Raw genomic sequence first — 12,423 nt, forward strand, 5'->3', positions numbered from 1 at the left:
ATACGAAGCCGATTCCATTTGCGTGGAACCGGCGGCAGAAAAGTATCGACAAGGGAGAGAAACATTGCCGCAGGACAAGACAACGCAGAACCGGCTGGATGCTGTTGCGGCGGATATTATCCGGCCCTACACGCAGACGGAGCTGAAATCCGTTTTTTCCATTTTAAAGGACATCGCCAAAAACGAACCGTCCGTTGCCAGTCTTTTGGCGACTGAGACGCCTTTAAAAGACTTTATTGCCAATGCTTTCACGCTCTCGCCCTACCTGCGCGATATGGCGACCATGGATGACGGATTGCTGACTTTGGCAATCAGTGAACCGGTGGACGCCACGCTACAAAAGCTTGTCGATGATGCACGCAATTGTTGGCGTACCGATGCACAAGGCGCTTTCCCGAGTGAAAGCGATGTGATGACACGGCTGCGCATTGCCAAACGTCGATTGTCCTTCATCGTTGCCCTTGCCGATCTCGCCCGTATTTATACCGCCCGTGACACGGTGCGCTGGTTAAGCGACATGGCAGATGCGGCCCTGTCTGCCGCGATCGACTTTCTGCTGCTGTCGGCCCATCAGGCGGGCAAGTTGCAGATCAGCAATCCCGACGCGCCATCGGAAAAATCCGGCCTTGTCGTGCTAGGCATGGGTAAACTCGGTGCGCGAGAGCTTAACTACTCCTCCGATATTGATGCGGTGATCTTCTTTGAACCGTCGGCCGGCATCGTGGCGGATCCGCTTGAAGCAACCGAGACCTTCGGACGCCTGATGCGTCGCCTTATCCGTATCATGCAGGAACGTACCGGTGATGGTTATGTCTTCCGCACAGATCTGCGCCTGCGGCCTGATCCTGGCTCTACGCCGCTTGCCATTCCGGTTGAGGCAGCGCTTCTTTATTATGAGGGTAGGGGACAGAACTGGGAACGTGCCGCCTATATCAAGGCGCGCCCGGTGGCCGGTGACATCAAGGCTGGTGAGAACTTCCTGCGTGAACTGACACCCTTCGTGTTCCGCAAATATCTCGATTATGCGGCGATCGCCGATATTCACTCCATCAAGCGGCAGATCCATGCCCATAAGGGCCATGGCGCGATTGCCGTCAAAGGCCACAATGTCAAACTTGGCCGCGGTGGTATTCGCGAGATCGAGTTTTTTGCCCAGACCCAGCAATTGATCGCCGGCGGCCGTATGCCGGCCCTTCGCGTTCGTGCCACCGAACCGGCGTTGAATGAGCTGACCACCGCGAAATGGATCGATGCTGATACCCGCGACGAGCTGATCGATGCCTACTGGTTCCTGAGAGAAATCGAACACCGCATCCAAATGGTCCGCGATGAGCAGCTTCATACACTGCCGGACAGCGAGGCTGAACTGAAGCGCATTGCCTTCATGTTTGGGTTTGCCGATACAAAGACATTCTCCAGCCGGTTGGAAGAGGTGCTGCGTCGGGTCGAAAAACAGTATTCCGAACTGTTCGAGCAGGAGACCCGTCTTTCCATCGGTACGGGCAATCTGGTGTTCACCGGCCAGAAGGACGACCCAGACACATTGCAGACCCTCAGCAAACTGGGCTTTGAACGGCCACAGGACATTTCACGTGTCATCCGCACTTGGCACAATGGCCGTTATCGCTCAACGCAGTCTGTCGAGGCACGCGAGCGACTGACGGAACTGACACCACAATTGCTGAAAGCCTTTGGCGAAAGCAAACGTGCGGATGAGGCTTTGCTCCGGTTTGACAACTTTCTGTCTGGCCTGCCGGCCGGCATTCAGCTGTTTTCGCTGCTCGGTAACAATCCCGCCCTGTTGTCGCTGCTGGTCACTATCATGTCGTCCGCGCCGCGACTGGCAGATATCATTGCCTCGCGTCCGCATGTATTTGATGGCATGCTCGATCCTGGTCTGATGAATGATATTCCGACCCGTGAATATCTGGCAGGCCGTATGGCGGGCTTCCTGGCGCCTGCCCAGCACTATGAGGATATTCTTGACCGGTTGCGTATCTTTGCCGCCGAGCAGCGTTTCCTAATCGGTGTTCGGCTTCTGACAGGCGCTATCCGTGGAGAGATGGCGGCACGAGCCTTTACACACCTTGCGGACCTCGTGATTGAATCAGCCCTCAATGCTGTTCTGGAGCAGATAGAGCAGGCGCATGGCCGTTTCCCCGGTGGTCGCGTGGCTGTGCTCGGTATGGGTAAACTCGGTAGCTTCGAGCTAACTGCGGGCTCCGACGTCGACCTGATCCTGCTCTATGACTACGATGACAGTGCAACCGCATCTGACGGCGAAAAACCGCTGGATGCTGTGCGTTATTTCACCCGCATTACCCAGCGGCTCATCGCTGCGCTGTCTGCCCCGACGGCCGAGGGTGTTCTCTATGAAGTTGACATGCGTCTGCGCCCGTCCGGCAACAAGGGGCCAGTGGCAACGCGTCTTTCCGCCTTCGAGAAGTACCAGCGCGAGGAAGCCTGGACCTGGGAACACATGGCACTGTCACGCGCCCGTCCTCTCTGCGGTGACCCAAGCCTGAGACTGGATGCAGCCACCATCATTCGTTCGATCCTTTCGCAGAAGCGCGAAATCAGCAAAATTGCCGCCGATGTAAAGGAAATGCGCACCCTGATCGAACACGAAAAGCCACCGGCTGACATCTGGGATCTCAAGCTTATCCCCGGTGGTCAGATCGATTTGGAGTTCATGGCGCAATTTCTGCTGCTCGTCACGGTCACCAAGGGGCAGGAATTGCCGCTGCTTGGCCAAAGTACCTATGACGTACTGGACGCGCAGGCAGTTGGGGCGATGGAGCCATCAGCCTTTGACGACTGCCTGAAAGCCATGCGGCTATGGACGGCGTTGTCGCAGATCATCCGCTTATGCATCGATAGCCGTTTTGAACCGAAGGAGGCCCCGGCCGGGCTGATTGATCTGGTCTGCCGTGCAGGCGAATGCCCTGACATTGCAACGCTTGAAGGTGAAGTGAAGCGCCTGTCTAAAACCGTTCGGAAAACCTTCAATGCGCTGGTCAAGAACGGCGGATGACAGGCTGCATCGGGATCAATGCAGCATGCATCCACGTGGCTGGACGTGAGGGATAATCAGGGTAACGACAGTGCCCTTGCCCTCGCAGGAGCGGATCTTCATCGTGCCGCCATGCAGGTGGACAAGCGAGCGCGAGATTGCCAGGCCGAGACCTGAGCCACCCTTGCTTTTGGCGTATTGGCTCTGCACTTGTTCGAAGGGCTGGCCGATCTTGTGCAGCGACTTGGTGGGGATGCCAATGCCCGTATCGGCAATCGTCAGCATCAAGGCGCCCTGATGGACATGGGTGCGCAGGGCAATCCGGCCACCTTCTTCTGTAAACTTCACCGCATTCGAGAGAAGATTGAGGAAAATCTGCTTCATGGCGCGACGATCACCCGTCATTGTCAGGCCGGTGCACATGCGCTGTTCAATTGAGATGCTCTTCTGTTCGGCCTGAATGGAGGTCAGGCGCAGGGCTTCATCAATCAGTGGCGCAAGATCGATATTTTCCGGGTTGATACGCATATGCCCGGCTTCGATCTTCGACATGTCGAGAATGTCGTTGATGACATTCAGCAGATGTTTGCCGCTGTCGTAAATGTCGTGCGAATATTCCTGGTATTTCGGGGATCCGACCGGACCGAACATCTCGTTCACCAGAATTTCCGAGAAGCCGAGAATAGCATTCAACGGTGTGCGCAACTCATGGCTCATATTGGCAAGGAATTCCGACTTGGCCTTATTGGCCGCTTCAGCGCGGTCTTTTTCCGCTTGGTAGTTGGCGTTTGCCAGAGACAATTCCGACTTCTGTCGTTCAAGCGTGTGACGCGAGGCTGAGAGGTCGCCAATCGTCGCCATCAACCGTTTTTCAGAATCGCGCAACCGTTCCTGATGGCGCTTGAGAAGGGTAATATCGGTACCAACCGACACGAGGCCACCGTCACGGGTCCGTCGCTCATTGATCTGCAGCCAGCGTTCATCGGCAAGCTGTACTTCTGTTGTACGCGAAAGACCGGACTGGTCGCCATCGGCGATACGTCGCTCGACAACAGGGCGCGCTGCCGCAGCGTTTACAGCGGAACGTTCCGTGCCGGGAATAAGGACGCTATCCGGCAGACCATAGGCCTGCTGGAAGTGGGCGTTACACATCACCAGGCGGTCATTTTTATCCCAGAGAACAAAGGCTTCAGAGGTACATTCAATCGCATCTGCAAGGCGCTGGTCAGCTTCCGCATAACGTTGCGCCAGACGATGCTGCTCGGTCACATCCATCACAATGCCGATGACATGGGTACGGCCGGTCACGGTGCGAATGACCTGCGCGCGGGCGCGCATCCAAACATAGTGACCTTTTGCGTGTTTGATCCGGAAAATCTGGTCGATCTGGTTCAGTTCGTGTCCGGCAACAGCACGGGCAAGGGCGTAGAGATTGCCGTCCTGAGGGTGCATCATGCGGGCAACATCGCTGAACGACAGCGGCTTGTTGCGCGGCGGCAGTCCGAGCATCTCATAAAGCGAACTGGACCAGAACATGCGGCGGTTGGCGAGATCGAAATCCCACAGACCACAGCGGCCGCGCGACAGCGCCGTATCAACGCGCAGATTGGATTCCAGGAAGATCTCGTCGGCTTCACGCGCCCGTTTGACCTGCATGTAATAGGCATAAAGGATCACAATGAGGATTGAGGAAATGCCGGCGAACAACGTGACGTTCATGGCAATTTCCTGCCGCCAGAACGAGCGGATGGACTCCAGCGACTGCGCTGCAATCACCATACCGCCCTCGGTGCCGATTGGCATCATCGTGGCGTAATGTGGCGTGCCGTCAATATTGGTCTCGATCGTGCCGGGTGCGCCGGCAAAACGGCGCACAATTGCAATTTCCGGCAGGAGATTTGTCAGGCTGGTACCGATATAGATCGAAGAGGCGACGCTGGAAGTTGCAAAGACTTTGCCTGAGGCGTCAGACAGCAAAACGAAGGTATCGCCACCCATGCTGCCTTCGGGAAATGCGGCAGAGAGTTTCTGTTCAGCTTGCAGGCGGTTCTGAAATGAAAGCGGAGCGGTATTTTCAGACAATACGGACCGGGAGGTTATGGCGATTAGAGCCGTGGACTGCCGGGCGGCATCGTCCATTCGGTTATACTCTGCCATGATGCCAAGCGTGCGTGACGCAGCGACCACAACAAGGAAGGCTGTAATGAGTATGGGAATGAGACGCTTGAGCGTCGTCTCCACCTGCGGCAGCTGACGCGGAGATCCGTGAACCAGCCCTATCAAATTGCTTGATAGCTGCTCGCTCCAGACTGAAAAATCAGAAAACTTGGCATACGGTCGCTCATCGCCCGCAGTCGCCCGCCGCACGTTCGTCATTGTCCCGCCTTGATGTCCCTCGATTACAGCGCCGCGCCATTCATGTCGCAAATCAGGACGCTGTCACAATTTGAAAAGCCGCATAGCCCACTCTCAAGACCTGTTCAGATCCCCAAGACCAATGCGCTGATCCAAAGCACCGCCGCTCGAATCTACCCTAATGAATCAAAGGCTTTGTGTGTTGTCCAGAGGCTTTGGTTAAAAGATTATTAACCCCTTGAACCGACTCACGGTTTTTTACTCTTGTCTGCGTCCGGTTGCGAAATGCTGTTTTAAAACAAAAAAGGCCGGAGAAGCTCCAGCCTTTTTTGCAAAAGAAACTCTCAATCAGCCTTTGAGAGTCCTCTCAACGATGTCACGCACATCAGTGGAAAGCGCTGGTGCGTGCTCAATTTTCATCAGGGCAGAACGTGCCTTGTCAGCCCGGCCGGCCTCGAGAGACCGCCATGAGCGCATGCATGTCAGAATGCGCGCAGCAAGCTGCGGGTTTTTCTTATCGATTTCGATGATCTGCTCGGCAATGAAAGCGTAGGCTAGACCATCCGGGCGATTGAAACCGGTGGCGTTTGCAAAGGCAAAGTTGCCGACAAGCGAGCGAACGCGGTTCGGGTTGCCTGCAATGAAGTGCTTCGACTGCATCAACTTCTTGACGCGGTCCAGCGCGTCGTGGCCGGGAATGGTGGCCTGAATGGCAAACCACTTGTCGATGACAAGTGCGTTGTTTGCAAAGCGTGTTTCAAACGACGCCAGCGCTTCTGCTGTCTCGGTCGCCGCAGGAAAGCGGTGCGCAAGGACGGTCAAGGCATGGGCAAGGTCAGTCATGTTGCTAGCAGTGCGGAAGGCTTCTGCTGCTCGTGCCGGATCTTTTTCGGCGTAAGACAGGTAGAGCAAAGCACTGTTGCGCAGGGCACGGCGTCCGGCACTGGCTGCATCTGGCGTAAATTCGCCTTCGGTGCGCATGTCTTCCGCTAGGCGGACAAAGGTTTCCTGGCCACCCTGTGCGATGATCGCCAGCACTTCGCCACGTGCTTTGTGAATGGCGTCGGGATCATTGTCCCTGCCAAGTTCACGGGCAATGTCGGATTCACTTGGCAGCGCAAGCGCCTGCGCTCTGAAGGCAGGTTCCAGACTGTCGTCTGATGCGATTTCCAACAGCGCTGTAATCAGGTCCGGTGCAAAGCTGACAGCCTTGCCCTGTTTTACCGATGTCACGGCTTCGATCAGGTTTGGTAGTGCAAGGTCGGTAATCGCCTGCCAACGCGAGAACAGGTCTGCGTCATTGCGGGCAATATGCACGAGGTCGGCAGGTGTTTGGTCGAAATGCAGGTTGATCGGTGCGGAGAAGCTGCGGTTGAGTGAAACAACCGGGCGAGAGGAAATGCCGGAGAACACGAAAGTCTGTGAGCGCTCGGTCAGGTGAATGACACCATTGGAAAACTCGCCACCCTCGACCTGTGTCGGCTCGGCAATCTGGCCATTGTCCAGCAGCAGCGCGGTGCTGAGCGGAATATGCATCGGCTCTTTGTTCTGCTGGCCGGGTGTTGGCGGAATTGTCTGCTCAAGCGACAGGGTACAGGTCTGTGCTGCCGCGTCGTAAGCAGTGGATACGCTGACCAGCGGCGTGCCGGCCTGACGGTACCACAGCGAAAACTGTGTCAGGTCACGACCGCTGGCATCTTCGAAACATTTCACAAAGTCTTCGACGGTTGCTGCATCGCCGTCATGACGTTCGAAATACAGGTCCATGCCCTTTTTGAAACCATCCTGGCCAAGCAGGGTGGCAATCATCCGGGTAACTTCGGAGCCTTTTTCGTATACAGTCGTCGTGTAGAAATTGTTGATTTCGCGGTATTTCTCTGGACGAACGGCGTGTGCGAGCGGTCCGCCGTCTTCCGGAAACTGCTCCGCTTTCAGGTGACGCACTTCCGCAATACGCTTGACGGCGCGCGAGCGCATGTCAGCCGAGAACTCATGATCGCGATATACGGTCAGGCCTTCTTTCAGGCACAGCTGGAACCAGTCGCGGCAGGTAATACGGTTGCCGGTCCAGTTATGGAAATATTCGTGAGCGATGATCGCTTCGATATTGGCGTAGTCCGCATCGGTTGCGGTCTCAGGATCGGCCAGGACGTATTTGTCGTTGAATACGTTGAGACCCTTGTTCTCCATCGCGCCCATGTTGAAGTCAGATACGGCAACGATCATAAAAATATCGAGATCGTATTCGCGGCCGAAACGGTCTTCATCCCACTTCATCGAGCGCTTCAGCGCATCCATGGCGTAGGTGGCGCGCGGCTCCTTGCCGTGCTCGACGTAGATCTTCAGCGCAACTTCACGGCCAGACATGGTTGTGAATGTATCTTCCACAACGCCTAGATCGCCTGCGACAAGCGCAAACAGATAGCTTGGCTTCGGGTGCGGATCGAACCAGGCTGCGAAATGACGGCCTTCGTCGTAATTGCCACCACCGAGAAAGTTTCCGTTCGACAGCAGTAGGGGATTACCCTCTTTCTGCGAGATGATGGTGATCGTGTAAGGTGCCAATACATCCGGACGATCCGGGAAATAGGTGATGCGACGGAAGCCTTCTGCTTCACACTGCGTGCAGTAAATGCCGCCAGTGCGGTAAAGGCCCATCAACTGGGTGTTGGATGTCGGGTTGATATAGTTGGTAACGCAAATCTCGAACGGTTCGCTTTCCGGCAGATCACGGATTGTCAGGCTTTCCGGAGTTGCGTCATATTGTGCAGCAGGAATATCGATCTGATCCAGAAGCAGACCGGACAGAACAAGCTCGTCACCATCCAGTACCAGCGGTGCTTTTGCATCGACACCTTCGCGCCGGTGAAAAATCAGACGCGCTTCGACTTTGGTGTTTTCAGGGTCGAGTTCAAAGGTGAGATCCACCCGTTCCAAAACAAAATCTGTTGGGCGGTAATCTGCCAGGTGAACGATCTGGCCCGTGTCTGTTCGCATGACTATTCCTGAATGAACTTATGTCTGCCGCTACCGGACATCATGGAACATGCCGCCCGAATGTAAAATTAATTTTGAGATTCACAATCATGTGAAACGCGAAAAACATAATGTCCTTCGTAGTAGCTGCCAGACAATCTGTTCACGGAAAACCAATGAATGTGCCTCGCATTGGCACATATTCACATCAAATGTTGAACGATTACTGAAATTATGTCTTTGCCCGAATAATAATTTGGCAAATCTATATGGAGGAGTAAGTCGAGGCAGACTTGACCTCCCCGGTGGCAAGTTCTTACCGCAGCTTACTTTGTTTTCGCTGTGTTGGCGGAGACAATATCCTGGCCATAGCATCGAACTTATGTCGCGCTGGAAAATGCCTTGTAAGCGACGATCAAAACACGCGCCGCAATAGGTGCCGTAAATTTCCAAGCCTATTCATGGTTCGATAACACGTTTTGATGAAAGTGCGATCAAATATGGGTTATAGGTAAAATCCATTTCCGTGCGCCGCCGTCTCTGCTTGCTTCGATAGCGCGTTTTTTCCAGATGTCCTGAGTGCAATTCCGATGAGCGTGGCAGCAATAAATCCAATTCGCGGTATCAGTTTCAAGGTGCTGTCGGTAATGCTGTTTTTGATGATGCAGACCTGCATCAAGTCGGCAGGCGCGGATATTCCGGCGGGACAGATTACCTTTTTTCGCTCGGCCTTCGCGCTGGTCCCCATTCTTATCTATCTTGCCTGGCTGAAGGATCTGCCAGGTGCTTTTTATACCCGTCATCCCTTCGGTCATTTCAAACGTGGCGTTCTCGGCATCCTGTCAATGGCCTGTGGTTTTTATGGCCTTGTGCATCTGCCCATGCCGGATGCCATCGCGCTTGGTTATGCCTCTCCGCTGATGGCGGTCATTTTTGCCGCCGTGTTGCTGCGTGAACAGGTGAGGGTCTATCGCTGGACGGCCGTTTTCGTCGGCATGATCGGCGTTATTGTTATTCTGTTTCCCAAGCTGACTTTGCTGCGGGAAGGTGGCTTTGGCAGCAGCGAAGGCATGGGCGCTCTCTCGGTCATGGCGGCAGCAGTGCTGGCAGGCATGGCGATGATCCAGGTGCGTCAGTTGGTCGTCAGCGAAAAGACCGCCACCATCGTTGTCTATTTCTCGATAACCGGTGCCGTCTTGTCGCTGTTTACGTTGCCATTCGGTTGGGTCTCACTCAGCGCCACGGATACCGCGCTGCTCATCGCCGGTGGTATATTTGGTGGCGTGGCGCAGTTGTTCCTGACTGAAAGCTACCGCCATGCCGAGGTTTCGACCATCGCACCGTTTGAATACAGCTCCATCATCATCGGGATCGGGATTTCCTATGTGATGTTCGGTGATATCCCGACATTCACCATGCTGGTGGGAACAGCTATCGTCATTTCGGCCGGTATCTTTATTATCTACCGCGAACATCGTCTCGGACTGAGCCGCAAGGCAAGCAAGAAAGCCTCAACCCCACAGGGCTGATTTTCTTCATATAAATGCGTAGAGTTGTAACATAACTGTCTATTGCACCTGTTACCCGTTGTCCTGGTTGTTAAAATTTAGTTAAAAGATAATTCTAGGGTAATGCAGTTTTTGCTAATGCTTGTGTTGCAGGCTGGTAAAAGCGGAAATGGGGTTGAGCGTGGTGAAGTGCACGCCTGCTTTTGCAGGCGGTGTATTATCCTGTACGCTCATGATTGCGATGCATGCTTCAATCAGTGATTATGGTGAGACTGCCAGGTTCGTTCATGTCGGGAGGATATCTTGAAAAGATATACGCCCGCTGAACTTGTAGAACATCCGGCATTCGTTAGCGGCTTGAGTGATCTGGCGCAGGTTTTACGCGCCGTCTTCGCGGAAGGTCCACGGATGGCCAAGATGCTTGCCGCCCACCAACGCTGGTTATTAAGCCAGGCCGGAATGGCGTTGCATCTTGAAAATGGCGAGGCGGGCCTGACGATTGCCTCCCTGCGCGATCTGATCACGCCCCATGGCATTGCCAGCCGTAACACTGTTCAGAACTTTCTCGAGCAGTTGGAAATCTACCGCTTCATCGAAGTAGTCGGTAAAAACGGCCGCTATTATCCGCGTCGTTACCGCGCGACGGAAACCACCGAAGGCGCGATGTTCCGCTGGTACGCCAGCAATCTGATGGTGGTGGATGGCATGGATGGCGGCGTGCGTGCGGCGCGGCTGATCAGCCAACCGCAATTGTTCCGGCTAGCTCACCCACGCGCCATTCGCAATTGCATCGAATCCAAGGAATGGCGCGAACCGCCCGAGAACGTTGCAATGTTTATGTGGACGGAAGGCGGCGGTCTGGTGGTGGATGATTTCATCGCCCGCATCAAAAATGTCGATATAACCCAGAAACGCATCGATATCGGTTACGTCAACATTCCTGAACTGGCGACCGAGTTCATGATGTCGCGCACCCATTTCCAGCGTATGATGCGCAAGGCCATGGATATGGAGCTGATCGGCTGGTCAGACGATGCGCCGCGTTCCGGCATGTGGTTATCGAAGCAGTTTCTGCATGACTATGCCGGCTGGCAGGCTGTGAAGATCGCCCATGTCAACAATGCATTCGTGACGGTCGTGGAAAGCCACGGTGATGAGATGACTATGCCACAAGTCAACCGCGATTGACTGTGCGGTCTTGCTGGCCGTCGATGGTACCAGTGCGCCAATGGCGCTTTATTTCCAAAAAGGTCCATAAAAACCAAAAGAGCGTCTTTCTGTCGAAAAACGCTCACGGTACCGCAATTTTTAAAACGTGACGCCTTTGGATCAGCGTGCACGAAAATCCGCAAAAACTTGCGAAGGGCGCGTTACACCATGCTGAACAGCATAGGCACGTGCGGTAATTTGTTCGTTCGTTGCCGAACCGAAACGGTGGTAACCCTGACTGGAGCGGGGGCCAACCCCTGCGAGCCTGAGTGTTTCAAAGCCGGAGTGAACCGGACGAAAGCGAGTTGTCATAGCCTTGGTTCCTTAAACCTATTTCCTCCCAAGACATGAGGTGCTTATGACAGCGGTCGTCGGATTCGACAATCAGGGTAAATGCGGCGCTGTTATGCGTTAACCGCATGGCTATTTTCATAAAACATTTACAATGGTCAAAAACCAAGCATTTACATTTGAGCAAGACGGGATTTGAAAGATAATAAATCCTGCCAGGCCAATGCCTTACTGGCTGGAGCATTAAGCAATTCCTGCGGATGCAGGCTGGCAAGTGCCGGAATAATCGCGCCGCCAACGGGCACTTCACGCCACTGACCGCGCATTGTGTGGATGGTGCCGGTGCCGCCAAAGAAGAATCGGGCGGTGACGTTGCCCAAAAGCAACAGCAGTTTCGGCTCAAAAAGCGCGATCTGCCGCTCGATGAAGGGGCGGCAAATGTTCATTTCCGGCCCGGAAGGGGCGCGGTTGCCCGGCGGGCGCCATGGCACGGTGTTGGCAAGCGCGATCTGATTGCGGTCGAGATCGATCGCTGCCAGCATACGGTCTAGCAACATGCCTGCCTTGCCGGAGAAAGGCAGGCCGTCGCGGTCGTCATCCGCATCCGGCATTGGGCCAATGATCATGACCTTGGAGCCCGGTGTACCCGTCGCAAACACCGTATTGCGCGCACCGTTTTTAAGATTGCAGCCGTTGAAGCTTTCAAGGGCAGTTTTCAACTCTTCCAGGGAACGCGCACTTTCGGCCGCAAATCGGGCCGCAGCCACCGCCTGTTCGTCTGGCACCGCCATATTAGGCATGGAAGGTGTCGCCGCCGCAGGACGTCCACCGGCGGCGGCAGATGGTTTGCCGGCATCGCCCCGTCCTGCCGTTTGGCCGGAGCGTGCATTGTCCGTCTGCCGCACCTGCTGTTTGGCACGGCTTGCCTCAAATTCCGCAAACCGGTCAATGGCCGTATCCTCCAGCAACCAGTCAACGCCAGCATCTGCATGAAAATGCAGAAGCGCGGCGAGTTCGGCGGGGGATAGGTCGTTTGCGGATATCATGAGGTCAACATAGTGATCTGGCGGC

General features: G+C 54.9%; 7 protein-coding genes. 3 read left to right on the plus strand and 4 right to left on the minus strand.

Translation table 11 applies throughout. The features are described 5' to 3' along the window. The first annotated feature begins 64 nt into the window (after positions 1–64). Positions 65–3,034: a bifunctional [glutamine synthetase] adenylyltransferase/[glutamine synthetase]-adenylyl-L-tyrosine phosphorylase gene (locus IB237_RS04280; protein ID WP_192487339.1), complete on the plus strand. Its 2,970-nt coding sequence runs from the start codon at positions 65–67 to the stop codon at positions 3,032–3,034. A gap of 15 nt (positions 3,035–3,049) precedes the next feature. On the opposite strand, the gene IB237_RS04285 is transcribed toward IB237_RS04280, so the two are convergent. Next, complete coding sequence (locus IB237_RS04285; RefSeq protein ID WP_192487340.1) at positions 3,050–5,389, minus strand: PAS domain-containing sensor histidine kinase; 2,340 nt, start codon at positions 5,387–5,389, stop codon at positions 3,050–3,052. Between the two features lie 327 nt (positions 5,390–5,716). Next, entirely contained in the window at positions 5,717–8,365 is a 2,649-nt protein-coding gene (pepN, locus tag IB237_RS04290; RefSeq protein ID WP_192487341.1) for an aminopeptidase N, read from the minus strand. Between the two features lie 569 nt (positions 8,366–8,934). On the opposite strand from pepN, the gene IB237_RS04295 reads away from it, so the two are divergent. Further along, positions 8,935–9,873: a DMT family transporter gene (locus IB237_RS04295; protein ID WP_192487342.1), complete on the plus strand. Its 939-nt coding sequence runs from the start codon at positions 8,935–8,937 to the stop codon at positions 9,871–9,873. A gap of 282 nt (positions 9,874–10,155) precedes the next feature. After that, on the plus strand, positions 10,156–11,040 hold the full coding sequence (locus IB237_RS04300) for a hypothetical protein (protein WP_192487343.1): 885 nt from the start codon (positions 10,156–10,158) through the stop codon (positions 11,038–11,040). 141 nt (positions 11,041–11,181) lie between these two features. Here IB237_RS04300 and IB237_RS04305 read toward each other — a convergent pair whose 3' ends face one another. Both IB237_RS04305 and IB237_RS04310 read right to left on the minus strand, forming a co-directional pair. Further along, positions 11,182–11,373 carry a hypothetical protein gene (locus IB237_RS04305; protein ID WP_192487344.1) on the minus strand — a complete coding sequence of 64 codons (192 nt, stop codon included), beginning with the start codon at positions 11,371–11,373 and terminating at the stop codon, positions 11,182–11,184. A gap of 152 nt (positions 11,374–11,525) precedes the next feature. Continuing rightward, a complete protein-coding gene (locus IB237_RS04310; protein ID WP_192487345.1) occupies positions 11,526–12,398 on the minus strand; it encodes a uracil-DNA glycosylase family protein in 873 nt (290 codons plus the stop codon). Positions 12,399–12,423 lie beyond the last annotated feature (25 nt).

Source organism: Agrobacterium sp. AGB01, from assembly GCF_014851585.1.
Taxonomy (GTDB): Bacteria; Pseudomonadota; Alphaproteobacteria; order Rhizobiales; family Rhizobiaceae; genus Agrobacterium.

Bases quoted from the DNA above. Each gene is read 5' to 3' on its own strand.
- IB237_RS04285 (WP_192487340.1), bottom strand. From the start codon at position 5,389: ATGACGAACGTGCGGCGGGCGACTGCGGGCGATGAGCGACCGTATGCC.
- IB237_RS04310 (WP_192487345.1), bottom strand. From the start codon at position 12,398: ATGATATCCGCAAACGACCTATCCCCCGCCGAACTCGCCGCGCTTCTG.
- pepN (WP_192487341.1), bottom strand. From the start codon at position 8,365: ATGCGAACAGACACGGGCCAGATCGTTCACCTGGCAGATTACCGCCCA.
- IB237_RS04305 (WP_192487344.1), bottom strand. From the start codon at position 11,373: ATGACAACTCGCTTTCGTCCGGTTCACTCCGGCTTTGAAACACTCAGG.
- IB237_RS04295 (WP_192487342.1), top strand. From the start codon at position 8,935: ATGAGCGTGGCAGCAATAAATCCAATTCGCGGTATCAGTTTCAAGGTG.